The following is a 22658-nucleotide window of genomic DNA, read 5'->3' as shown; positions in this document are numbered from 1 at the left end:
ACCCTCAGTCCTTCGCTCGCTCCACATAGGACCCATCCGCCGTCATCACCACCACGCGGGTACCTGGCGCGATATGCGGCGGCACTGCGGTGCGCACGCCATTCGAAAGCACGGCGGGCTTGTAGGAGGACGATGCCGTCTGGCCCTTGGTCGTCGGCTCGGTTTCGACCACTTCGAAGGTGGCGCGCTGCGGCAGGACCAGGGAAATCGCGATGCCGTTGAACTGCGAGACCTGCACAGGCATGCCTTCCTGCAGATAGGGTGCTGCGTCGCCGACCACGGCTTCGCTCACCGCCACCTGGTCGTAGGTTTCCGGGTTCATGAAGTGGAAGCCTTCGCCGTCGGCGTAGAGGAAGGTGTGCTCGCGCTCCTCGACATAGGCGCGCTCCACCTGCTCGGTGGTGCGGTAGCGCTCCGAAACCTTCACCCCGTCGCCGATGCGGCGCATGTCGAGCTGCGTCACGGGCGTGCCCTTGCCTGGGTGGATGTTTTCGGCAAAGAGGATCACATAAAGCTTGCCGTCCTTGTCGACGACATTGCCTTTGCGGAGCGAACTGGCGATGACTTTCACCACGGTTTTAAATCCTGCGAGAGTTAGTGGGCGTTTGCCGGCTTGTGCGGCGCTGGTAGCGCATCTTGGCGCGAACCGCCAGCCCTCACTGCAAACTGACATGGCGCGCGCCTGCACGCCTTCAAATCGCCCATGACCGCCGCTTCGCCCTGGTGGACGCCTGACGTTCACGCCGACCGGCGCCCGCGCCTGATGCTGCGCAACGGCCTCACGGCCGCTCTGCGCGACTGGTTTGCCCGCAACGATTTCATCGAGGTGGAAACGGCGGCGCTGCAGGTCTCGCCCGGCAATGAGGCGCATCTGGCGGCTTTCGCCACGGAAGCGGTCGGGCCGGACGGCGCGCGTGCGCCGCTTTATCTCCACACCTCGCCGGAATTCGCCTGCAAGAAGCTGCTCGCCGCAGGTGAACAGCGCATTTTCAGCCTCGGTCCGGTCTACCGCAACCGCGAGCGCGGCCCCTTGCATCATCCCGAATTCACCATGCTCGAATGGTACCGGGTGGGCGAGACCTATGAGAGCCTGATGCGCGATTGCGCCGATCTGCTGGCGCTGGCCGCGACGCGGGCAGGGGCGGCGCGCTTTTCCTTCCGGGGCCGCGACTGCGATCCGTTCGCCGAGCCGGAACGGCTGACGGTGGCGGACGCCTTTTCTCGCCACGCCGGCATCGATCTCCTGGCCACTGTCGCCGCCGATGTCGGCACCGACCGGGACGCGCTGTACGCCGCCTTGACCAAGGCCGGCCTGCGCACGGCGCCCGACGACAGCTGGGCCGACCTGTTCAGCCGCGTGATGGTGGAAAAGATCGAGCCTAATCTCGGCCTCGGCCGCGCCACCATCCTGTGCGAATACCCGGTCGCCGAGGCGGCGCTTGCCCGGCCGAGCCCGCGCGACCCGCGCGTCGCCGAGCGCTTCGAGCTCTATTGCTGCGGCGTCGAACTCGCCAACGGCTTCGGCGAACTGACCGATGCCGAGGAGCAGCGACGTCGCTTCATCCTCGAAATGGACGAGAAAGAGCGCATCTATGGCGAGCGTTATCCGCTGGACGAGGATTTTCTCGCCGCCCTTGCCATCATGCCGCAGGCCAGCGGCATCGCCCTCGGCTTCGACCGCCTGGCGATGCTGGCCACCGGCGCCCAGAAAGTAGAGGACGTGATCTGGACGCCGGTCGCCGGCTCTTGAGCCACAGGCAGCGTAGTGCCCAACCTCAGTGCGCGAAAACCTGCTCCAGAGAGCGAAAACCCTTGAATTCCAGTGCGTTGCCTGAGGGGTCGCGGATGAACAGCGTCGCCTGTTCGCCGGGCTCGCCCTTGAAGCGGACCATTGGCCGTTCCAGCCAGTCTATGTCGTCGCGCGCTTCCAGCCCGGTCGCCAGGCGCCGCCAGTCATCCATCAGCAGCACGGCGCCGAAATGCGGGATCGGCACCAGAATGCCGTCGACCTTGCCGTCGCTGGCGGCTTGCGCGGCCTGCGGCCGCAGATGCGCCGACATCTGATGGCCGTAAAGATCGAAGTCCACCCAGGTCGCCGACGAGCGGCCGATCGCGCAGCCCAGCACTTCGCCATAGAAAGCGCGGGTTTCATCGAGATCACGGACCGGGAAGGCGAGATGGAAAGGCGTCATGAAGGATGCTCCGTGCGGGTTGCGGGCTGATTTTGCGTCACAGGGTTCGCGACGGGGACCATGTGGCGATGCATTTTGATTGAAGCCTGTGCCATTGCACAAGCCGGACCGGAACAATAGATGGGTGGGCGCGGCCGCAAGCTGGCCGCGACAAGCAGGATCACAGGCATGGCCGATACATCAGACGCTAAAAAACTGACCGACCGCGTCGCGTCGCTGGTCGAGGCCGCCAAGAAGGCCGGCGCCGATGCCGCCGATGCGATTGCCGTGCGCGGCCGCTCCACCGGCGTGTCGGTACGGCTCGGCAAGGTCGAGGCCACCGAATCGTCGGAGGCCGAGGATGTCTCGCTGCGCGTCTTCGTCGGCCAGAAAGTGGCGAGCGTCTCGGCCACTGCCGCATCCGACCCGCGCGCACTGGCCGAGCGCGCCGTTGCCATGGCGAAGGTCTCGCCCGAGGATCCCTATCAGGGTCTGGCCGATCCGGCGCTGCTGGCGAGGCAAATGCGCGATCTCGACCTGTTCGACGCCACCGAAGTGTCGGCCGACCAGTTGAAGGAAGCAGCCCTTGCGGCCGAAGCGGCGGCACTTGCCGTCAAGGGCGTGACCAATTCGGCCGGCAGCGGCGCCAGTGCCGGGCTGGGCGGTATCGTGCTGGCCACCTCGCACGGCTTCATCGGCCACTATGTCGGCTCGCGCTTCTCGCGCTCGGCCAGCGTCATCGCCGGCGAGGGCACCGGCATGGAGCGCGACTATGAATTTTCCTCGCGCCAGCATTTTGCCGATCTCGACGCGCCGGAAGATATCGGCCGCAAGGCCGGGGAACGCGCCGTGCGCCGCATCGGCGCGCGCAAGGCGACGACCGGGCCGGTCGACGTGGTGTTCGACCCGCGCGTGGCGCGTGGCATCGCCGGCCATCTTGCCGGCGCCATCAACGGCGCGTCCGTTGCGCGCAAGACCTCGTTCCTGCGCGACATGATGGGCAAGCAGGTGGCCGCATCGGCCATCACCGTCACCGACGAGCCGCTCAGGCCGCGTGGCCAGGCCTCGCGCCCGTTCGATGGCGAGGGCGTCGAGGGCGAGAAGCTTCTCATGGTCGAAAAGGGCGTGCTCAACCACTGGTTCCTGTCGACCTCGGCGGCGCGGGAACTGGGATTGATCACCAACGGCCGCGGCTCACGCAGCGGCTCTTCCGTCTCGCCGTCCTCCACCAATCTCGCCATCGAGCCGGGCGAACACTCGCCGGAGGATTTGATCAAGTCGCTCAAGAGCGGCTTCTACGTCACCGAAGTGTTCGGCCAGGGCGTCGACATGGTGACCGGCGAATACAGCCGTGGCGCTTCCGGTTTCTGGATCGAGAACGGTGAACTGGCCTATCCGGTCGCCGAAGTCACCATTGCCTCGAACCTGAAGACGATGTTCCTCAACATGGTGCCGGCCAATGACCTCGACCGCAATTTCGGCACCGCCGCGCCGACGCTCCTGATCGAAGGCATGACCCTTGCCGGAGCCTGAACTGACTGCTGCCCCCTCCGGCACCATTGGGGATCTGCCGCTGTTGCGCGATGCCGCCCGCGAGGCGGGCCTGATCGCCATGCAGTACTTCGGCAACAGCCCACAGGTCTGGATGAAGGGCGGCACCTCGCCGGTCAGCGAAGCCGATCATGCAGCGGACGCCTATCTGCGCGGCACGCTGCTGGCGGCGCGGCCGGATTATGGCTGGCTGTCGGAAGAGACAGTCGACGATCCGGCGCGGCTTTCAGCACGCCGCACCTTCGTCGTCGATCCGATCGACGGCACGCGCGGCTTCCTCGAGGGACAGCGCACTTGGTGCGTCAGCGTTGCCGTGGTCGAAGAGGGCCGCACGCTTGCCGGCGTGCTCGAATGCCCGGCAATGGACGAGACCTACTGGGCGCTGCCCGGCCAGGGCGCATTCCGCAACGGCAAGCGCATCGGCGTGCGTACGCTTGGCGACAAGGCCGAGATTTCAGGGTTGAAGCAGCTGATCGACCTGATGCCGGCCGGCTGGCAGAAGCGGCTGGTACGGGCGCCCTACAGCCCGTCGCTTGCCTATCGCCTGGCGATGATCGCCAACGGCACGCTCGACGCCACCGTCGTCAAGCCGAATGCGCATGACTGGGACATCGCCGCCGCCGATCTGATCCTGCGCGAGGCCGGCGGCCAGTTGCTCGACCCGCATGGCCGCGCGCCGCTCTATGCCGGCGAGGTGACCCGCCACGGCGCGCTCGCGGCCGGCAGCGGTGAGTTGCTGGCGGTGCTCGTCGATGTGATCGCCGGGCTGGACGCGTGAAAGCACATTCGCAGGTTCCAAAGTCGGCGGCTTTGGTCTAGACCTGTCACAAACTCACAATATGTGAAGGACCGACATGACCGCGGAAGACGGGAAGAAACAGCTTTTGCATCTGGTGTTCGGCGGCGAACTGAAGAAGCTTGGGACCACCGAGTTCCGCGATCTCGACGGGCTCGACATTGTCGGTATCTATCCCGATTATCAATCCGCGCACACGGCGTGGAAGGCCAAGGCGCAAGCCAGCGTGGACAATGCCCATATGCGTTATTTCGTCGTTCATCTGCACCGTCTGCTGGACCCCGACAACAAGGCTGCCGGTTGACTTCGATGGAGCATGACCTGGCGAAAGGGCCAGCCAGCGACGCCGCGCCGACTGGCAGGGGCGGCAGCCGCGCGACCAAGACGTTCTGGCGCAAGGTGCGCGAGCCGCTCGCGCAGTCGCGATTCGTCAAGAACGCCATTGCCAGCCTGCTCGCACAGTTCGTCCGCCTGGTTCGCCTGACCAGTCCCCTGGTCGCCGGCTCGGCGCGCTTTTCGGGCGGCGCCTATGCCGAATTCGAGCCAGGCATCATCGCCCTGTGGCACGGCCAGCATCTTTTGACGCCGGCCTACTACCCCAAGCGCAAGCCGCTGGTCGCCATGGTGTCGCGCAGCGCCGATGCCGAGCTCAATGCGCTGATGCTGGAGAAATTCGGCATCGAGGCGGTGCGCGGTTCCGGTGGGCGCGACAATGCCCGGCATCTCGACAAGGGTGGGGCCAAGGCCTTGATTGCCCTCAAAAAGTCGCTCACCGCCGGCAAGAACGTCGCCATGATCGCAGACATTCCGCATGGCACGCCGCGCGACGCAGGGCTCGGTATCGTTCTCCTGGCGCGCCTCTCTGGCCGGCCGCTGCTGCCTGTCGCCATCGCCACCAGCCGTCGCAAGGTGCTGGAAAAGAGCTGGGACAAGACGACCATCAACCTGCCTTTCGGCCGTTCCGCCGTGACCATCGGCGCGCCGATCTTTGTCGCGGCCGACGCCGATGACGCCGAAATGGAGCGCAAGCGCCAGGAAATCACCACCGCTCTCAATGCCGCGACGGCCGAGGCCTACCGTCTCGTGGATGGCCGGCGATGAGCGGTCGCTGGGCGCGCGCCATGCTGACGGCATACCGTTTCGCCGGTGCCGCAGCCTATCCGCTGGTCGGGCCCTATGTCGCCTGGCGCACCTCGCGTGGCAAGGAAGACCGCCACCGTCGCCGCGAGCGCTACGGCGTTGCCGGCCGCCCGCGTCCCGAAGGGCCCGTGATCTGGATCCATGCCGCGAGCGTCGGCGAGACCATAGCCGTGGTGCCGCTGGTCGAAAGCATTCTCGACTACGGCGTCAACATCGTTCTGACAACCGGCACGGTGACATCGGCCCAGGTCGCCGACGAACGGCTCGGCGACCGCATCATCCACCAATATGTGCCGCTGGATCTTAAGCCGGCGGTCAGCCGGTTTCTTGATCACTGGCAGCCGGACCTGGCGATTATCGCTGAATCCGAGATCTGGCCGATGACCATCCTCGAGCTTGGCGCGCGCCACGTGCCGCAGGTGCTGGTCAATGGCAGGCTGTCCGACCGCTCTTTCACTTCGTGGAAGAAACGCGCCAACATCGCCGAGGCGCTGTTCGAGAATCTCGCCCATGTCGTTGCCCAGTCCGATGTCGACGGCGAGCGTTTTCGCGCGCTTGGCGCCCGGCCGGTCACCGTTTCCGGCAACCTCAAGGTCGACACCAACCCGCCGCCGGTCGACGAACGGGTATTGGCCTCCTTGCAGCGGCAGATCGGCGGCCGCCCGACCTGGGCGGCAATCTCGACCCATGACGGCGAGGAAGTGGTCGCGGCGGAAGTCCATGCGACGCTGCACAAGCGTCACCACGGCCTGCTGACGATCGTCGTTCCGCGCCATCCCGATCGCGCGGAAAGCCTTGCCGCGCAGATTTCCGGCATGGGGCTGAAGGTCGCGCGGCGCAGCAAGGGCGACCGTATCGGGCCCGACACCGATATCCTGCTCGGCGACACGATCGGCGAGATGGGGCTCTATCTGCGGTTGACCGAAATCGCCTTCGTCGGCCGCTCGCTGACCTCCGAGGGCGGGCAGAATCCGCTCGAACCGGCCATGCTCGACACAGCGGTTCTGGCGGGCCGCAATGTGCAGAATTTCCGCGAGGCCTATCAGCGGCTGATCGACAGCGGCGGCGCCAAGCTGGTGCGTGATCGCGACATGCTGGCCGGCGCCGTCAACTTCCTTTTGACCAACGAAGTGGCGCGCCACGAGATGATGGCGGCAGGGGTGGCGACCGTCGACGAGATGCGCGGCGCGCTGGCACGCACGCTGAAATCGCTCGAACCCTACATCCAGCCGCTGGTCGTCAAGTCGCGCCTGAAGGGCGCCAACGGGCGCTAGCGTGGCCTCCGAAGCACCACCATTCTGGTGGGAAGAGCCGGACTGGAAAGTCCTGGCGCTGTCGCCGCTGTCGGCCGTCTATGCGCTTGTCGCCGGGCGCGGCATGCGGCGGGCCAGGCGCGAGAAGATCGAGGCGCCGGTCCTGTGCGTCGGCAATTTCACCGTCGGCGGCACCGGCAAGACGCCGGTCGCCATCGCGCTCGCCCAACAGGCCAAGCGCATGCGGCTGAAGCCTGGTTTCCTGTCGCGCGGCCATGGCGGCTCCTTCGCTGAGCCGCATGTCGTCGATGCCCATCACGATGCCGCCAAGCATGTCGGCGACGAGCCGCTGCTTCTGGCCGAACACGCGCCGGTCGCGGTGACGCCGAACCGCGCCGCCGGCGCCAGGCTGCTCATGGCGAAGCACGGCTGCGATTTCCTGATCATGGATGACGGCTTTCAGAGCGCGCGCATCCATATCGACTACGCGCTGATCGTGGTCGACGCCCGCTACGGCATCGGCAATGGCCGCGTCATTCCGGGCGGTCCGCTGAGGGCAAAGATCGTTGACCAGCTGGTCTTCACCAGCGGGCTGTTGAAGATGGGCGAGGGCACCGCCGCAGACGCCGTGGTGCGCCAGGCGGCGCGCGCCGGCCGGCCGATCTTCGAGGCGCATACCGAGCCCAGCAGCAAGGCCGGGCTTGCCGGCAAACGGTTCCTCGCCTTCGCCGGCATCGGCCATCCCGACAAATTCTTCGACACGGTGCGCGAGGCCGGCGGTGAGGTGGTTCTCTCAAAACCCTTTCCGGACCATCATTTCTACGCCGAGGACGAACTCGCCGAATTGGCAATCACGGCGCGCGCCGAAGGGCTGGGGCTCATTACCACGGCCAAGGACGCCGCCCGGTTGCGCCACGGCGCCTCACAGGACTTTCTCGACAGGCTCGATGTGCTGGAAATCGACACGGTTTTCGAGCTCGACCATGTGCCCGAACGCATCATCGAGGAAACGCTCGATGCCTGGCGGCAGCGCAAGCTGAGGGGTTAGCTGCGCTTGCGCAGCTCAGGATGCACCTCGATCTCGCGGCGCAGCGAAGCGGTGGCGTTGACGTAGGGCTCCTGCCTGGCGACGCTCCAGTATTTCAGCTCATCCAAGGGAATGTTTTCCCCGGTCACCGCGCAACGCACGAACGAGCCGGGGCTGGTGACCTGGAAATCGCCATCCAGGTAGCGGATGCGGGCTTCCTTGCCGCCCGGGCCTTCGAAACGGTTCATCATGCGGTGGTGCCGAGGTTCATACAGATTTCATCGCCACAAATCGCCGCCAAGGTCAAGCTTGCGACAAGCCTCGGACAATGCTGAGGCGCTAGGACAGGTGCGAAAAGCGCTTTTATCGGGGGCATGATGGATATTTCTTCCGCCCGCCTGGCTTCCTTGCTCAAGGAGGCGATGACGCCGCAACCCGTGCCGTCGGCGAAAGCCGATCCGGTCAGGACGGCGCTGGTCAGGGAACTGGTCCAGCCCGCCGCGCCCTCTTTGTTCGCCCAACGCACGGCGCCCGCTTTGTTGGCGATGCCGGCGGCCCTGATGGCTGTCAAATCGCAGCAGATTGCTTCTCCCGGCATCGTGGAGGCCTATCAGGCCCAGCTCGACACACGCGACGAGGCGGTGTTGGCAACGACCGTGGCGAGGAGAACAGCGCCCGAAGCCGAAACGCAGCGCGGCGCCGTGCCGCCTTCGGTAACGGCCAATGACAACGCACCCGCCAGGGCCGCCGGGGTGTCCTTGCTGTCGTTTATCCCGCAGCAGGTTCCGGTGCCGCAAAACGCCGCCGCCATGGGGATGCCGTCGGGACGGCGAAGGCCAGCCAATCAATCTCACGCCGCCGCGGCACCCAATCCCGAGGGCCTGCTGGTGAGGATCGGCTTTGTTTCGATCATAACCGGTTTGTTGGCAATGATGTTCGGATTCGTTCTGCTGCTGCTTCGCTGAACGAATCGGAGATAGGCCGGCAGACCTATCGCTCGGCTTCGATGAACGCCTCGATCTTGTCCGGCGCCAATCCGGCCTGCTGCGCGATACGGCGGGCAAGGTCGGCCGCTGCGGTGCGTGGCCGCCCCAGCGGCCGGTCGAGCCAATAGGACACTGGATTGAGCGCGGTGCGCTCGTCGACCGCGGTGATTCGGCCTGACTGCAACTGATGCCCGGTCAGCGGCGGACGCGCCAGCGCAATGCCGAGCCCGTAGGCGGCAGCGTCGAGCACCAGATTGTAGTCCTCGAAGCGGCGATCTTGCGGACGTGGGCGATAATCCATGCCTTGCGCGGCGAACCAGGCGCGCCAGCCGGAGGCGTCGGAATCGTTGATCAGCGGGAATTTGAGCAACCGGGCCGGGTCGCCGCGACCGATCTCGCGAGCCAGTTCCGGTGACGCGACAGGAAAGACATGCTCCTCGAACAGCTGCACCGAGACGCGGCCGGGAATGCCGCCGCGGCCGCAGCGGATCGACAGATCGATGCCTTCATCGGCAAGGTCGGCCTGGCGGATGTCGACATCGAGCACGATGCGCAGCTTGGTGGGATTGTTTTCCAGTGCCGCCATGCGCGGCATCAGCCACAGCCCGCTCACCGAGGGGATCGAGGTCAGCCGCACCACCGCCGTGCCGCGCGGCTCGACCCAGCGGTCGGAATGGCTCGAAATCAGCGCGAAAGCCTCCGACGTGCGCAGATGCAGCCGGTTGCCTTCGATCGTCAGCGTTACGCCGCGCGCACCGCGATCGAACACTTTCAGGCCCAGCCAGTCCTCGAGCTTGGCAATCTGCCGGCTGATGGCTCCATGGGTGATGTTGAGCTTTTCAGCGGCCGCCGAAAAACTGCCGGTTCGCGCCGCCGCGTCGAAGGCACGCAGGGTTTCGAGCGGCACCATTGTGTCTGAGCTGTGATCCATAGTCACAGGTGATCCTCGATTTGGTCGTTTGTCAACAGGCGGGAAAAGGCGTTTTGTGGCCTCCAGGACGGGAACAGCATGAGGACGGTGAGATGAGCGCGATGACAGGCACGTTGAATCAGACACAGCGGATGGACACCACGGCCGCCATCGCCGTGGCGCTGACGGTGGTCGGCTGGGCCTCCGCTTTTCCGGCCATCCGCGCCGGCCTTGCCGCCTTCGGGCCGCTGGAACTGGGCTCCCTGCGCTTTGCCATCGCCGCGGTCCCGGCGGCGATCTTCCTTGCCGTCAAGCGCCCGGCACTGCCCAGGCTCGACGAGGTGTGGCGCCTCGTCTTTGGCGGGGCAATTTTCGTCGCGCTCTACACTGTCATGCTCAATTTCGGCGAGCTGACCGTCTCGGCGGGAGCCGCCGGCTTCATCATCAATGTCAGCCCGATCTTCACCGCCATCATGGCGATGGCGCTGCTCGGCGAGCGCTTTTCAAGGTGGGCCTGGGCTGGCACGGCGATATCCTTCGCCGGCATCGGCGTCATAGCAATGTCAGATGGACAAGGCTTGCATTTCAATGCTGGTGCACTGCTCGTGCTTGGCTCCGCGCTCTGTTCGGCCGTCAACACTATCGTCCAGAAGCCCCTGTTTGCCCGCCATCACCCGCTGACCATCTCGGCCTCGAATATGATTCTTGGCGCACTTTGCCTGTCCCCCTTTCTGCCGAGCGGTTTCGCGCAGGCAGCCGTGGCCAACACCGCCGGTCTCGGCGCCGTCATCTTTCTTGGCATCGTGCCCAGCCTGATCGCTTATGCCGCATGGGCAACCGCGCTGTCGCGTCTGCCGGCCGCACGTGCCTCCAACTTCCTCTATCTGGTTTCGCCTATGTCTGCCCTGATCGGCTTCTTCTGGCTGGGCGAAGTGCCGACGCTACTCGGCATCCTCGGCGGCGCGCTGGCACTCGGCGGCGTCATCGTAGTGAATTTGAAGCGTTAGACCAAAGGGTTGGCTGCCTTTCCCGAATCAAGACGAGAGCCGCGCCAGACCATCGATCAAGAGGATCGCCCGCGGGCCGCGTTATCGGCCGCGAAGGTGTATCGCGATGGAAGCGGAAATCGAATCGCCTGCCGTTAGATTGCACTGGCGCCGGACGTCGTCCTTCAGGGGCAAAAGGTAGCTTCCGCCCTTGGGAAACAGGGATGTGGCGAACATAAAGCCATCAATAGTCGCCTCGACAGGTATCACCCCCCAGCCATAGGTCGCGAACTTCGCGACTTTCTTGATCTCGTCGCCATGCTGCTCGGGTATCGGCGCGAAGAAGTATGGCGAAGGGCCCCTCCAGTGGATCACCTCGGCTTCGAACCGGAACCGGACCGTCTGTTCGCCGCCCACAGGCTTACCGCCGCCCGAACAGCCGCTCGATATCGGCCAGCTTCAGCTCGATATAGGTCGGCCGCCCGTGGTTGCAGGTGCCGGAACCGGGCGTCGCCTCCATCTGGCGCAGCAGCGCGTTCATCTCCTCGGCCTTGAGCAGCCGGCCGGAACGAACCGAGCCGTGGCAGGCCATGGTGGCGGCGATCTTGTCCAGCCTCTCCTTGAGCGTCTCGACCGTGTCGTTGTCGGCGATCTCGTCGGCGAGGTCGCGCACCAATTGCTGGACATTGGTTTCGCCCAGCATCGACGGCGTCTCGCGCACGGCAACGGCGCCCGGGCCGAAACGCTCGATGCCGAGGCCGAAGCGGGCGAGCGTTTCGGAATGCATGGCGAGCCGCTCGGCATCCTCTTCCGGCAGGTCGATAATCTCAGGCAGAAGCAGCATCTGCGAGGGCACGGGGCGCGAATGCAGCGCGTTCTTCAGCGCTTCGTACACCAGCCGCTCATGCGCGGCGTGCTGGTCGACGATGACGAGCGAATCCCTGGTCTGGGCAACGATGTAGTTCTCATGCACCTGGGCGCGGGCCGCACCGAGCACCGTGCCGAGCAGCGTCTCCGCCGCCTCGCTCTGCCCGGCGCGCGCATCGGCGCTGGCAAGCGGACCGGTATCGAAAGCCGCCTGGTCGGGTTCGCCAAAACCGCCATTCCTTGCGCTGGCGCGTTCGAAGCCCGCACCCTCGAATTGCATGTCGAGCGGCCGCTGCGGTGAGCGTGAGGGATCGAAACCGGTGGAGCCGGATGCATGGAATGCTGCTTCGTAGCTGCGATGGCCATTGGCCGGGCCGCCATGACTGTAGGGTGGGGCACCCGGCCGGAATGCCGCCATCATGCCTGCGGCTCCCGTCGTGGCCGAGCGAATGCCGGCATCGGCCAATGCCTGGCGTATGGCGCCGACGATCAGCCCGCGCACCAGGCCCGGATCGCGGAAGCGCACATCGGCCTTGGCCGGGTGGACATTGACGTCGACGATGGCCGGATCGAGCGAAAGAAACAGCACCGTCACCGCGTGGCGGTCGCGCGGCAGCACATCGGCGAAGGCGCCGCGGATGGCGCCGGCGATCAGCTTGTCGCGCACCGGCCTGCCATTGACATAGGCATATTGCTGCAGCGCGTTGGCGCGGGTGAAGGACGGGATCGACACATGGCCGGTCAGATGCACGCCTTCGCGCATCGCGTCGATGGCGATGGAATTGTCGGGAAATTCCGCCCCCATCACCTGGGCAACGCGGCGCAGGCTGCCTTCCGGACTGTCATGGGTCGCCGGCAATTCCAGGGTCGAGCGGTCAGAGCCGGCGAGCGTGAACCGCACGGCCGGAAAGGCGATGGCGATGCGTTTGACGACATCGCTGGTCGCCGAGCTTTCAGCCCGCTCGCCCTTCATGAATTTGAGCCGCGCCGGCGTGGCGAAGAACAGGTCGCGCACCTCGACCGTGGTCCCGCGATTGGCCGCCGCAGGCCTTACGGGCAGGACGCGGCCGCCCTCGATGCCGATTTCGGCGGCGCTGTCGCCTAACGCCGTGCGCGACCGAATCGACAGCCGCGACACCGAGCCGATCGAGGGCAACGCTTCGCCACGAAAGCCGAGCGAGCGGATGTCGTTGATATCCTCGCCGAGCTTGGAGGTGCAGTGGCGCGCAATCGCCAGCGCCAACTCCTGTTGGGGGATGCCGGAGCCGTCATCAGTGACGCGGATCAGGTTCAGCCCGCCACCTGAGGTGACGATTTCGACGCGCGAGGCGCCAGCATCAAGTGCATTCTCGACCAGTTCCTTGACCACGCTCGCCGGACGCTCGATGACTTCGCCGGCGGCGATCTGGTTGATCATCGTTTCGGAAAGCTGGCGAATGGGCATGGCGACAGTATAGGCGGATTCGTGTGGTGCGGGCGAGGGCGAACTGCGTGGGACCGTGAAACGGTTTTATGCCTGCGCGGCCAGCCAATCCCTGACCTTGCGGGCATTGTCGCTGAGTTCCCGGTTCTTCGGCCAGACGATATAGAAGGCTTTGCCGGTCTTGAGCACGTGGTCCGTCACCTGCACCAGAAGTCCCGTCGCCAGCAGCCGCTCGGCAAGGTGCCGCCAGCCGAGCGCGATTCCTTGCCCCTCCATCACGCCCTGGATGACCAGGCCATAATCATTGATGCGCAGGCCGCGTGCGGTGTCGCCGAGGCTGCCGCCGGCCGACTGGAACCATTCGTCCCAGCTCGCCGCCTCGCGATACGGCTCCTCGAGATGGATGAGACGGTGCGTCGCCAATTCCCCCACGGTCTTCGGCATGCCGAACTTGGCCAGGTAGCTGGTGCCGGCGACGGGGAAAATCTCCTCATCGGCAAGCGGCAGCGAATGGTAGTCCGGCCAGTCCCGGGGCTCGCCGCCGCGCACCGCCAGCGGGATGCCTTCGGCGATGATGTCGAGGTCGCGGTCGGCGGTCTGGATGCGCAGATCGATGCCCGGCAATTCGTCACGGAACTGCTGCAGGCGCGGCATCATCCAGAACGAGCCGAAGGCGGTCGACGCGGCAAGCGTCACATGGCCACCGGTCGCCTGCAGGCGGAGATCCTCGGCCGACTTGCGGATATGCGATAGCCCCAGCGAGACATCGGCGTGGAAGCGTTCGCCGGCTTCGGTCAGGCTGACCTGCCGATGGCGGCGCTGGAACAGCTTGGCGCCGAGCTGCTCCTCCAGCCCGCGCACCGCGTAGGAGACGGCGGCCTGCGTCATGCCGAGCTCGCGCCCGGCGGCGGTGAAGCTCGACAGCCGGCCGGCCGCCTCGAAGACGATCAGGCTGCCGGCGGAGGGCAGAAGGTGGCGCAGGCTTCGCATAAGCACAGCTTATACAGAAGATCAGGATTTTCCAGCGTCACAGCCATATTTCGGGTCGCTAACGTGGTGGCGGGAAGAAGGAGGCTCCATGAACGTACCGGCCGTCGAATTGACCGAACAGACCCACCGCCGCGGCGGTGGCCGTCTTGGCCGCAAGGCGCTCAGAAGCGCGCCGATCGCTTCCTTTCCGACCTTGGTGCGCAACATCCCCGTCTATGAGATCGTGCCTGACGAGGCGGTGGAACTGATCCACGAGGAATCGGTCAAGATCCTCGAGGAGGTGGGCTGCGAATTCCGCGACGACGGCGCGATCGAGCTCTGGAAGGCGGCCGGTGCCGATGTCAGGGAGACGCGCGTCCGCATCGATCGCGCGCTGCTGATGGAACTCGTCTCGAAGGTTCCGTCGGAGTTCACGCTCAATGCGCGCAACCCCGAGCGCACGGTGCGCGTCGGCGGCAAGAACTCGATTTTCGTGCCGATGTATGGCGCACCCTACGTCCGCGACCTCGACAATGTCAGGCGCTACGGCACGCTCGCCGACCTCAACAATTTCCACAAAATGGCCTATATGGCGCCGGCGCTGCATTCCTCGAGTTCGGTCATCTGCGAGCCGATGGAAATCGCGGTGCCGAAACGGCATCTGCACATCATCCACTCGGCGCTCAAGCATTCCGACAAGCCGTTCATGGGTATCGTGACGTCGAAGGAGCGTGCCGAGGACACGATGGCAATGGCCGGCATCGTCTTCGGCGAGGCGTTCGTCCGCGACAACCCTGTGCTGGTGGCAATCACCAACTGCAATTCGCCGCTGGTATGGGACGCCACCATGATCGACGCCATGCGGGTCTACGCGAGCCACAACCAGCCGCTGATCCTGGCGCCTTTCGCGCTGTGCGGCGCTTCGACCTCGGCTTCCGCCGTCGGCGCGGTGGCGCAGGTCAACGCCGAGGCGCTTGCCGGCGTGGCGCTGACCCAGCTTATCCGCCCAGGCTCGCCGCAAATCTACGGCCAGTTCATGGTCACGGTCGACATGAAGACCGGCGCGCCGATGGGCGGCACACCGGAGGCCGCCCAGATGATGTATCTAATGGGCGCGCTGGCGCGGAAATACCGGCTGCCCTGGCGCACGTCCGGCTTCCATGTCGGCTCGAAGCTGAATGACGCCCAGGCGGGATACGAATCGAACATGCTCATGCATGCCGCCATCCTGTCCGGCGCCAATTACATCTGGCATTCCGCCGGCTGGTTGGAAGCCGGCCTGACTTGCGGCTATTCGAAATTCGCAACGGACTGCGAGCAGCTTGTCGGCTGGTACAAATACGCCGGCGGGGTGTCCTTCGACGATTTCAAGGAGGCCATGGCGGCGATCCGCGAGGTCGGACCGCAGGGCCATTTCCTCGGCACCCAGCACACGCTCGAACATTTCGAGTCCGCCTTCTTCATGCCCTCGATCATGGATTTCAACTCCTACGAACAGTGGAATGCCGAAGGGGCGAAGGACCATGACACGCGCGGCCGCGAGAAAGCACGCAACATGCTTGCCGATTACGAGGAACCGAAGCTCGACGTGGGTATTGCCGAAGGTCTCAGGGATTTGATAGCGCGGCGCGAGGAGAAGCTGCCGGATACGGTGAGTTGACCAAAGGGCGAAGACCCGACGGGAACCATAAGGGAGGAAGAAAATGACATTTTTCACAAGCAATGGCGACCGCGTCCCGAGCGCTATCGAGGCCATGGCGCAAGAGGCACGCGCCGGCCGCATGGACCGGCGTGAGTTCCTGGCGCTAGCGAGCGCCTTCGGTGCATCGACGGCTCTTGCCTATGGCATGATCGGCCTTGCCGCGCCGCGACAGGCCCTGGCCGAGGAGCCGAAGAAGGGCGGCACGCTGCGCGTCTCGATGTCGGTCAAGGCGCAGAAGGACCCGCGCACCTACGACTGGGTGGAACTGGCCAACATTTCGCGCAGCTGGCTGGAGCCGCTGGTGCGCTACACCAGGCAATTCACCTTCGAGCCGGTGCTGCTCGAAAGCTGGGATATCAACGACGACGCCACCGAATATGTCCTGCATGTGCGCAAGGGCATCACCTGGAACAATGGCGATGCCTTCAATGCCGATGACATCGCCTACAATCTGGCGCGCTGGTGCGAAAAAGGCGTCGCCGGCAATTCGATGGCCGCACGCGTCGGCGCGCTGATCGACGCAAAAACCGGCAAGGCGCGGGACGGCGCGATCACCAAGGTCGACGACCACACCGTCAAGCTGAAGCTCAGCGAACCCGACATTTCGCTGATCCCGAACTTAACCGATTATCCCGCGCTCGTCGTCCACCGCAACTTCGATGCCGACGGCGCCGATCCGGTCAAGAAGCCGATCGGGACGGGTCCGTTCGAACTCGTCTCTTACGATGTCGGCCAGAAGGCGGTGGTGAAGCGCCGCGAGAACGGCAAATGGTGGGGTGGCGAGACGCCGCTCGACGGCGTCGAATTCGTCGACTACGGCACCGACTTCAATGCCACGGTGAACGCTTTTGATTCCGGCGAGATCGACCTCAATTTCGAGAGCCCGGCCGACTTCATCGACATTCTCGACAAGATGGGTCTGCAGAAATCCGAGGTCGCGACGGCAACGACACTGGTTGCCCGCACCAACATCACGCACAAGCCCTATGACGACAAGAGGGTGCGCAACGCGCTGCAGATGGCCGTCGACAACAATGCCGTCTTGCAGCTCGGCTATGCCGGGCGCGGCACGGTCGGCGAGAACCATCATGTCAGCCCGATCCATCCGGAATATTATCCCCTGCCCAAGAAGGAGCGTGACGCCGCCGGCGCCAAGAAACTGATGGCGGAAGCCGGTCAGGCCGACTTCGAGCACGAGCTGATCACCATCGAGGACGATTGGCAGAAGAACACCGGCGACGCGATCGCCGGTCAATTGCGCGATGCCGGCATCAAGGTGAAGCGCACGGTGCTGCCGGGGTCGACCTTCTGGAACGACTGGACGAAATATCCTTATTCGATGACCATCTGGTACATGCGTCCGCTTGGCGTCCAGGTGCTGGCGCTGGGTTATCGCAGCGGCGAGGCGTGGAATGAGTCAGCCTATTCCAATCCCGATTTCGACGCCAAGCTCAAACAGGCGCTCTCGCTGATCGACGTCGCCAAGCGCAAGGAGGTGATGAAGGACGTCGAGCAGATCCTGCAGGACTCCGGAGTCATCATCCAGCCGTTCTGGCAGAAGCTGTATAGCCACACCAGCAAGAAGGTGAAGAACTACGGCGTCCACCAGACCTTCGAGATGGACCTCCAGAACGTCTGGCTCGACGGCTGAAAGGAGCCGGGCAGGGGCTTCATGAGCGGCAAAAAAGCCGGTATGCAGGATGCGTGGTGTTGATTGCTTCAAGCCATCAAAAGCCGGAGATCCTGCATGAGACGGACAGTGCTCCTTGCCGCCCTCGCGACAGCCTTGCCCGCGGCCGCCTTCGCCGGACCGGCGTCCGACGCCGTGAAGTTCTTCTATGTTCCGGCGGTCAAATTCGAGGCCGACGCACAATACCGGGATCGTTTCGTCGAGCCGGTGACGAAACTGTTCGATCTCAACGACCAGGCGACCAAGAAGAATCCCGACCAGGTCGCCTGCATCGACTTCGATCCCGGTCTTGATGCGCAGGATTTCGACCAGAAGACCGTCTCCAAAACCCTGAAATTGTCCGAGACGGTGGATGGCGACGCGGCACAAGTGGTGGCAAGCTTCAAGCTGTTTTCGGACGGAGACGATTCGCAACGCGAAATGCGCTGGTCGCTGAAGCAGGTCGACGGCAAATGGAAGGTATCGGACATTGCTTCGAAGACCAGCGGCTGGACGCTGAGCCAGCTCGAATGCATGGCGGGCCAAGATCCGGAGTGATGCCATGAGCCTTGGCCGTTCCGGCCGGGGGGCGTCGAAACGGCGGAATCATGTCGCGCTCGGCATCTCCGACGCGTGAAGTTTCTAAATTTCATGGAATGCCAAGCGCTTCGAATGTAGTGTGAAGGCGATGTAACAATGGCATGATGGCGGTTGCGTAGCTTGGCGGATTGCCACGCACACGAGAAATTCAAATCAGCGATCCGGTTTTGACGTCACGTTGCTTTTGACAAGGCGAAGCGCTAGACTTCCTCCGCTTGGTTGTGGACGAATCTCTTGTTCAATTTAGGGGGAATGATCACGAAAATTCTAGGCTACCTATTATCATCGCTGTTTCTCGCTTTGGCGATGGCGGTGATCGCCACGCCGGCTTCCGCTCAAGCGACCCGGACCTGGGTTTCCGGCGTCGGCGACGACGCCAATCCGTGCAGCCGCACGGCGCCTTGCAAGACCTTTGCCGGCGCGATCTCGAAGACGGCTGTCAGCGGGGAGATCAACTGCCTCGATCCAGGTGGCTTCGGTGTGGTGACAATCACCAAGTCGATTACGATCGACTGTGTATATACGGAAGGCGGGGTTCTCTCCGCCGGAACCAATGGTGTCGTTGTCAACGCTCCGGCTGGAAGCGTTGTGCATCTCAGGGGGCTGGATATCGATGGCGTGGGCACGGGCGTAAATGGCGTGCGCTTTCTTGGTCAGGGCCAACTGCATATCGAGGATTCGATCATCCAGCGGGTCACCGGCCAGGGCGTGGAAGTCGCGCCGAACGGACCTACCGAAGTCTATATCAGCAATACCCGGATATCCGAGGCAGCCACGAATGGCATTCTGATCAAGACGACTGGCGCCGTTGGGATAAACGCTGCGTTCACACGAACGGAGGTCACAAACAACGGCACCGGTATCACTGTCGATGGGACGGGTAACACCTTGGCCATAAATATGGCGTTGACGGCTAGCCTGGTCAGCGGGAACGGCGGCAACGGCGTGACCGTGAAGACGGTTGCCGCAGCCTCCCCGGTCCGCGCCACGGTAACAAATACGACGGTGTCATCCAATGCCGGCGTGGGCGTGAATGCCAATGGTGCGGCTGCCAGCGGCGCCGGCAGTTCGATCGTCACTCTTGGCGGATCGACCGTGTTCGCCAACTTAACCGGTGTCGGCGCTAGCGGATCGGGTGTGGTGCAGTCGTTCAAGAACAACATGATTTCCGGAAATGTCTCGGATGGCACGCCGCTGACGGCATTCCCTGGACCTGGAGGCGCGCCGCTGCAATAAGCGTTCTTGTTGCATGACAGATCATTCCACCGGGCCGTGCTCGCTGTCCGGTGGAATGCAGTAAGACCTGAAGACCAAGCTTTCCACGGACTTTGGGCGTGCGTCAGCGAGAACAGTTCCAGGAAAGGTGTGTGCGGTTTTCCTGGGAAAAGCGCGTAGCGCTTTCCCCTGGGAACTGCGTCAAAACAAAGAGTTAGAGCAGTTCGCCGTTTCCGTGAAACGGTGAAAAGATCTAGCCACTTTGTTTCGGTGCTGCATGGCACCGCGCTGGCAGCCTTCAGGCTGCTTAGCCGCACGGAACATCTTGAAACCCGATCGATCGCGTTCGCAGGCGACCGGCAATCAACCCTGAAGCGATTGCAGGATAAATGGAACCATACCGGCGCGGGGCTTTCCCTGATAAAAGCAATGATATGAAGGTCTGAGATAGGGACCGCCAAAGATTGCCTCGTATTCGCCGGCAAAAGCCTCCCACCTGTTTTTGCCCGAGGTCGCCACCGAATCATGGACCTGGTGAAACGTCCCCTCGCTGAGCAGGCAGACATTGCGCGCGTCAGGGCGCGTCACGTAGCGACGAAATATCTCGAGATTTGCCAAGCCGCCGCCTGGGGACGTGAAACGTTCGTCGAAGCCACCATGTCGGTCGAACGACGTGCGGCTTATCGAGAAAGAATTGCTTTCCGTGATGTCGCCGAAGAAACCATTGCTTGAGGATCCGGCGAGTACCGAAATCCCGAACAGCCCGTCCGCCTCGTCAGGCCAGCGCGCCGCACGGATCAATCCGTCTTCGATCTCTGGCCCATATCCTTCCGGCACCGACTCCATTTGCACCTTAGGACCAATGTGCCAGGCCAGAGAGAACACAAAGGCATCCTCCATCCGGTCATGAGCTTTTACAGTCTCATCGATCAGCCGTTCGGAGAATATGCGGGCGCCATCGATGGCAAACAACAAAATCTCCCCTTTGGCGATTTCGCGGGCAGCCCAATTCAGAGCAAACACCGGGGATTGCCTGGGGTCTGGTGCTCTTACGATTTGCACATTTGGCGGCAGATTGTCGTATGTGAGCGGCGTGCTTGAACCGTTGTCGACAACGATGACTTCGTATTCATCCGACCTCAGTCCCTTCTGATAGGGAGCGGTCGCGGACAGGATCGTGCGGGGGGCCTCGCGCGCCATCTCGTAGGCACAGATGATGACCGAGAGGCGCGGCCTGCGCTGCGACAATGCCGGCGCCGCGCGCCGGTCCGATTGCATCGAAGCCTTGGCCGCGCGCTGTGCCGCGACGATCCCAAGATCGTTAGCCAACAGATCCGTGGCGCGTGGTTGCATGTGGTCGCGTATGGCTGCGACTGTTGGAAATGACCACTTCCCAGCCAGTATGTCGGCTTCGATGGCGCCATAGTTGGCGGTGAGCACGTTCGACGACGGATCGAGCCGGGTCACCAGGCCGAAACCCTTCATGTCGACATCATAAACTCGGATGTCCAGATCGGGCCGGTAATGGCGAAGAATAGGTATTAGGCGATAGACATCACCAGTCCAGATAGTTGTGTTGCGTTGCCGTGATGCGTAATCCATGTGCTGGGGCAGCAGGTCATCAATGACAATGACGCTGTCTGGGCTGGCATGCTTCTCCAGATTCATGAAATCGCGCAGTGCGAATTCGACAAGATGCAACCCGTCGATGAACGCCAAATCGATGGGTGCCCCGAGAATTTGCGCCACGTCGTCGCGTGCGAAGAAACTGTCGCTCGTGGTGTTGAACAACCGCGTGGGGGCGGTCAACGCGACCTTGATCTCATAGTCGGGATCGATGCCGATGGCCGGGACTCTTGACAGAGCCAGGCTATAGCCCAGTCTGCAGCCGATCTCGCAATAGTTGGCCGGCCGAAGCGTTTCATGGGTTAGCCCCAAGGCGTCTAGATAGTTCAAGAGACGGTCTTCCTTGTTGACGGAACCTGCCAGGGTACTGGCACAATATACGCAAACCCGCCAGCCAGACATGGCTGTAAGTTTCTTGATGCCGGCAGGCTTGGGGTCGTTTGCGTTGCCGATGATCCTGATTCGCCGATGGTTCCGCTGAAATGATTGTTTTTGAACGCTTCGCGCGAGCAGCCGCGCGAACCGTGCGCCTCGACGTGCTTGTTGGTTTCCTCAAATTCTGCATCTTTGTGACCAGGTTTCGACGACCAAAGGCTGGACATTCCGCCGGCCTGACCGCATGACCGTTCGAAGCCTGGAGTGATGCGATGGCCCGTCTTATGGCCCTGGTGATCGTGTGCGTTTTGACTGGGTCCTGCGCCGCCGCCGCTCAAGGTCTGTTCGGCTCACCACCGCCGAACGCGCCGTCCGCCGGCGGCCAGCCTCCAGACAACAACGCTACGCCTCCTGCCGCAACGCCGGCGCCGCAGGAAAAGCCGGTCGAGTTGCCGCCGGCGGCGCCCGTTCTGCCGGGATCGCCGACGGCGGTGGTGAAGCCCTTTTACGAACATCCCGGGCTGGAACTCGATCCAGCCCAACGCAAGAACTTCATCGATCCAGCGAAAACCGTGCTCGACAAGAGTGACGCGCTGCGCGCTTCGGGTGAGGGCGAATGCCTCGACCCCAATATGGCACTCGACAACGCCGACTACGACAAGCTCGCCATCGACCGGAGCCTGCGCACGGTCGAGGCCGTCAACGACGACGAGGCCAAGGTGGTCGTGGCGTTCGTTGTCGAAGGTCACCAGCACCGTCTCGAATGGAAGCTCAAGAAGGTTGGCGGTGACTGGAAGATTTCTGATCTTCTGTCGGTGACCGGCGAATGGGCGCTCAGCCAGTATCAGTGCGAATGAGGGGGCTCAGCCGCGCCCGCGATAGGGGGCGACGCCGGTGTCCGGCAGCCAGGCGCCCTCAGGTGGAGCGCCGGTCTGCCAGAAAACGTCGATCGGAATGCCGCCGCGCGGATACCAATAGCCGCCTATGCGCAACCACAGCGGCTTGGTTGCTGCCACGATGCGACGGCCGATCATGACGGTACAATCCTCATGGAAGGCGCCGTGGTTGCGAAACGAGGTCATGAACAGCTTCAACGACTTCGATTCCACCAAAGCCGCATCGGGTGCGTAGTCGATGACGATATGGGCGAAATCCGGCTGGCCGGTCACCGGGCACAGCGAGGTGAACTCGGGGCAGGTGAAGCGCACGATCGCCGGCGGGCCGTCGCCGCGCGAAAACGGCACGGTTTCCAGGACCGCTGCTTCGGGGCTCTGTGGCGTCTCGACGTGCGCGCCGAGCTGGGTAAGGGTTTTGGTGTCGATCATGGGCGGGGTTCCTTCGAATTTGCCGCTCATTAGCATCGGACCGAAACGTGCGCAGCGGTTTTCAGAC

The 22658-nt window shown here is 63.7% G+C and carries 23 protein-coding genes; 14 read left to right on the top strand and 9 right to left on the bottom strand.

Features of this window, described 5'->3' with window-relative positions; translation table 11 throughout:
• Positions 1-4: 4 nt before the first annotated feature.
• Positions 5-574 carry an elongation factor P gene (efp, locus tag D3242_RS18635; RefSeq protein WP_010915481.1) on the bottom strand — a complete coding sequence of 190 codons (570 nt, stop codon included), beginning with the start codon at positions 572-574 and terminating at the stop codon, positions 5-7.
• A gap of 129 nt (positions 575-703) precedes the next feature.
• Between efp and epmA the strand changes: the two genes are divergently transcribed.
• On the top strand, positions 704-1750 hold the full coding sequence (gene epmA, locus D3242_RS18630) for an EF-P lysine aminoacylase EpmA (RefSeq protein ID WP_064984821.1): 1047 nt from the start codon (positions 704-706) through the stop codon (positions 1748-1750).
• Between the two features lie 25 nt (positions 1751-1775).
• Here the strand turns inward: epmA and D3242_RS18625 are convergent, their stop codons facing one another.
• On the bottom strand, positions 1776-2192 hold the full coding sequence (locus D3242_RS18625; RefSeq protein ID WP_064984820.1) for a VOC family protein: 417 nt from the start codon (positions 2190-2192) through the stop codon (positions 1776-1778).
• Between the two features lie 168 nt (positions 2193-2360).
• Here D3242_RS18625 and D3242_RS18620 point away from each other — a divergent pair, with 168 nt between their 5' ends.
• From D3242_RS18620 to lpxK, 6 genes are all read left to right on the top strand, one after another.
• A complete protein-coding gene (locus D3242_RS18620) occupies positions 2361-3704 on the top strand; it encodes a TldD/PmbA family protein (protein ID WP_064985071.1) in 1344 nt (447 codons plus the stop codon).
• Positions 3691-4500: a 3'(2'),5'-bisphosphate nucleotidase CysQ gene (locus D3242_RS18615; protein WP_064984818.1), complete on the top strand. Its 810-nt coding sequence runs from the start codon at positions 3691-3693 to the stop codon at positions 4498-4500. The genes D3242_RS18620 and D3242_RS18615 overlap by 14 nt, the downstream gene beginning before the upstream one ends.
• Positions 4501-4576: 76 nt before the next feature.
• On the top strand, positions 4577-4822 hold the full coding sequence (locus tag D3242_RS18610; RefSeq protein WP_019857491.1) for a DUF4170 domain-containing protein: 246 nt from the start codon (positions 4577-4579) through the stop codon (positions 4820-4822).
• Positions 4823-4827: 5 nt separating this feature from the next.
• Positions 4828-5619, top strand: a complete 792-nt coding sequence (locus D3242_RS18605; RefSeq protein WP_019857493.1) for a lysophospholipid acyltransferase family protein — start codon at positions 4828-4830, stop codon at positions 5617-5619.
• On the top strand, positions 5616-6932 hold the full coding sequence (gene waaA, locus D3242_RS18600; RefSeq protein ID WP_019857494.1) for a lipid IV(A) 3-deoxy-D-manno-octulosonic acid transferase: 1317 nt from the start codon (positions 5616-5618) through the stop codon (positions 6930-6932). Before D3242_RS18605 ends, waaA begins: the two co-directional genes overlap by 4 nt.
• A gap of 1 nt (position 6933) precedes the next feature.
• Complete coding sequence (lpxK, locus tag D3242_RS18595; protein WP_064984816.1) at positions 6934-7959, top strand: tetraacyldisaccharide 4'-kinase; 1026 nt, start codon at positions 6934-6936, stop codon at positions 7957-7959.
• On the opposite strand, the gene D3242_RS18590 is transcribed toward lpxK, so the two are convergent.
• The gene (locus tag D3242_RS18590; protein ID WP_010915490.1) at positions 7956-8189 is read right to left on the bottom strand and encodes a DUF2093 domain-containing protein; all 234 of its coding nucleotides are present in this window, start codon (positions 8187-8189) and stop codon (positions 7956-7958) included. The two genes, lpxK and D3242_RS18590, sit on opposite strands and share 4 nt — an antisense overlap.
• A gap of 156 nt (positions 8190-8345) precedes the next feature.
• Here D3242_RS18590 and D3242_RS18585 point away from each other — a divergent pair, with 156 nt between their 5' ends.
• Complete coding sequence (locus D3242_RS18585; protein ID WP_245435302.1) at positions 8346-8903, top strand: hypothetical protein; 558 nt, start codon at positions 8346-8348, stop codon at positions 8901-8903.
• Between the two features lie 25 nt (positions 8904-8928).
• Here the strand turns inward: D3242_RS18585 and D3242_RS18580 are convergent, their stop codons facing one another.
• Positions 8929-9855 carry a LysR substrate-binding domain-containing protein gene (locus tag D3242_RS18580; RefSeq protein WP_038646136.1) on the bottom strand — a complete coding sequence of 309 codons (927 nt, stop codon included), beginning with the start codon at positions 9853-9855 and terminating at the stop codon, positions 8929-8931.
• Between the two features lie 92 nt (positions 9856-9947).
• Between D3242_RS18580 and D3242_RS18575 the strand changes: the two genes are divergently transcribed.
• Positions 9948-10841 (top strand): DMT family transporter, encoded by an 894-nt coding sequence (locus D3242_RS18575; RefSeq protein ID WP_064984811.1) that lies wholly within the window; start codon positions 9948-9950, stop codon positions 10839-10841.
• 81 nt (positions 10842-10922) lie between these two features.
• On the opposite strand, the gene D3242_RS18570 is transcribed toward D3242_RS18575, so the two are convergent.
• The 3 genes from D3242_RS18570 to D3242_RS18560 all read right to left on the bottom strand — a co-directional run bounded on the left by D3242_RS18570 (position 10923) and on the right by D3242_RS18560 (position 14100).
• Complete coding sequence (locus D3242_RS18570; protein WP_019857498.1) at positions 10923-11237, bottom strand: DUF1905 domain-containing protein; 315 nt, start codon at positions 11235-11237, stop codon at positions 10923-10925.
• Between the two features lie 4 nt (positions 11238-11241).
• The gene (gene mutL, locus D3242_RS18565; RefSeq protein ID WP_064984809.1) at positions 11242-13131 is read right to left on the bottom strand and encodes a DNA mismatch repair endonuclease MutL; all 1890 of its coding nucleotides are present in this window, start codon (positions 13129-13131) and stop codon (positions 11242-11244) included.
• Positions 13132-13197: 66 nt separating this feature from the next.
• Positions 13198-14100, bottom strand: a complete 903-nt coding sequence (locus tag D3242_RS18560; RefSeq protein ID WP_019857500.1) for a LysR substrate-binding domain-containing protein — start codon at positions 14098-14100, stop codon at positions 13198-13200.
• 88 nt (positions 14101-14188) lie between these two features.
• On the opposite strand from D3242_RS18560, the gene D3242_RS18555 reads away from it, so the two are divergent.
• The 4 genes from D3242_RS18555 to D3242_RS18540 all read left to right on the top strand — a co-directional run bounded on the left by D3242_RS18555 (position 14189) and on the right by D3242_RS18540 (position 19286).
• On the top strand, positions 14189-15739 hold the full coding sequence (locus D3242_RS18555) for a trimethylamine methyltransferase family protein (RefSeq protein ID WP_064984807.1): 1551 nt from the start codon (positions 14189-14191) through the stop codon (positions 15737-15739).
• Positions 15740-15782: 43 nt separating this feature from the next.
• Complete coding sequence (locus tag D3242_RS18550) at positions 15783-17432, top strand: ABC transporter substrate-binding protein (RefSeq protein ID WP_019857503.1); 1650 nt, start codon at positions 15783-15785, stop codon at positions 17430-17432.
• Between the two features lie 96 nt (positions 17433-17528).
• Complete coding sequence (locus D3242_RS18545; protein ID WP_019857504.1) at positions 17529-18008, top strand: DUF3828 domain-containing protein; 480 nt, start codon at positions 17529-17531, stop codon at positions 18006-18008.
• 294 nt (positions 18009-18302) lie between these two features.
• A complete protein-coding gene (locus tag D3242_RS18540) occupies positions 18303-19286 on the top strand; it encodes a right-handed parallel beta-helix repeat-containing protein (RefSeq protein ID WP_064984805.1) in 984 nt (327 codons plus the stop codon).
• 342 nt (positions 19287-19628) lie between these two features.
• On the opposite strand, the gene D3242_RS18535 is transcribed toward D3242_RS18540, so the two are convergent.
• Positions 19629-21221, bottom strand: a complete 1593-nt coding sequence (locus D3242_RS18535) for a class I SAM-dependent methyltransferase (RefSeq protein ID WP_167470436.1) — start codon at positions 21219-21221, stop codon at positions 19629-19631.
• A gap of 317 nt (positions 21222-21538) precedes the next feature.
• Between D3242_RS18535 and D3242_RS18530 the strand changes: the two genes are divergently transcribed.
• Positions 21539-22123: a YqhG/Tai3 family protein gene (locus tag D3242_RS18530; protein WP_064984803.1), complete on the top strand. Its 585-nt coding sequence runs from the start codon at positions 21539-21541 to the stop codon at positions 22121-22123.
• Positions 22124-22129: 6 nt separating this feature from the next.
• Here D3242_RS18530 and queF read toward each other — a convergent pair whose 3' ends face one another.
• A complete protein-coding gene (queF, locus tag D3242_RS18525) occupies positions 22130-22591 on the bottom strand; it encodes a preQ(1) synthase (protein WP_010915503.1) in 462 nt (153 codons plus the stop codon).
• Between the last annotated feature and the right edge of the window lie 67 nt (positions 22592-22658).

Source organism: Mesorhizobium jarvisii, from assembly GCF_003601985.1.
Lineage (GTDB): Bacteria > Pseudomonadota > Alphaproteobacteria > Rhizobiales > Rhizobiaceae > Mesorhizobium > Mesorhizobium jarvisii.
The sequence above is the reverse complement of the archived record's forward strand: the minus strand, read 5'-3'. Positions and strand labels throughout refer to the sequence as shown.

Excerpts from the sequence above, each read along its gene's own strand:
- D3242_RS18555 (WP_064984807.1), top strand. The coding sequence starts at position 14,189 with ATGAACGTACCGGCCGTCGAATTGACCGAACAGACCCACCGCCGCGGC.
- D3242_RS18540 (WP_064984805.1), top strand. The coding sequence starts at position 18,303 with ATGATCACGAAAATTCTAGGCTACCTATTATCATCGCTGTTTCTCGCT.
- D3242_RS18560 (WP_019857500.1), bottom strand. The coding sequence starts at position 14,100 with ATGCGAAGCCTGCGCCACCTTCTGCCCTCCGCCGGCAGCCTGATCGTC.
- waaA (WP_019857494.1), top strand. The coding sequence starts at position 5,616 with ATGAGCGGTCGCTGGGCGCGCGCCATGCTGACGGCATACCGTTTCGCC.
- queF (WP_010915503.1), bottom strand. The coding sequence starts at position 22,591 with ATGATCGACACCAAAACCCTTACCCAGCTCGGCGCGCACGTCGAGACG.
- epmA (WP_064984821.1), top strand. The coding sequence starts at position 704 with ATGACCGCCGCTTCGCCCTGGTGGACGCCTGACGTTCACGCCGACCGG.
- D3242_RS18530 (WP_064984803.1), top strand. The coding sequence starts at position 21,539 with ATGGCCCGTCTTATGGCCCTGGTGATCGTGTGCGTTTTGACTGGGTCC.
- D3242_RS18590 (WP_010915490.1), bottom strand. The coding sequence starts at position 8,189 with ATGATGAACCGTTTCGAAGGCCCGGGCGGCAAGGAAGCCCGCATCCGC.
- D3242_RS18580 (WP_038646136.1), bottom strand. The coding sequence starts at position 9,855 with ATGGATCACAGCTCAGACACAATGGTGCCGCTCGAAACCCTGCGTGCC.
- mutL (WP_064984809.1), bottom strand. The coding sequence starts at position 13,131 with ATGCCCATTCGCCAGCTTTCCGAAACGATGATCAACCAGATCGCCGCC.
- D3242_RS18605 (WP_019857493.1), top strand. The coding sequence starts at position 4,828 with ATGGAGCATGACCTGGCGAAAGGGCCAGCCAGCGACGCCGCGCCGACT.
- D3242_RS18620 (WP_064985071.1), top strand. The coding sequence starts at position 2,361 with ATGGCCGATACATCAGACGCTAAAAAACTGACCGACCGCGTCGCGTCG.
- D3242_RS18545 (WP_019857504.1), top strand. The coding sequence starts at position 17,529 with ATGAGACGGACAGTGCTCCTTGCCGCCCTCGCGACAGCCTTGCCCGCG.
- D3242_RS18625 (WP_064984820.1), bottom strand. The coding sequence starts at position 2,192 with ATGACGCCTTTCCATCTCGCCTTCCCGGTCCGTGATCTCGATGAAACC.
- D3242_RS18610 (WP_019857491.1), top strand. The coding sequence starts at position 4,577 with ATGACCGCGGAAGACGGGAAGAAACAGCTTTTGCATCTGGTGTTCGGC.
- D3242_RS18575 (WP_064984811.1), top strand. The coding sequence starts at position 9,948 with ATGAGCGCGATGACAGGCACGTTGAATCAGACACAGCGGATGGACACC.
- D3242_RS18550 (WP_019857503.1), top strand. The coding sequence starts at position 15,783 with ATGACATTTTTCACAAGCAATGGCGACCGCGTCCCGAGCGCTATCGAG.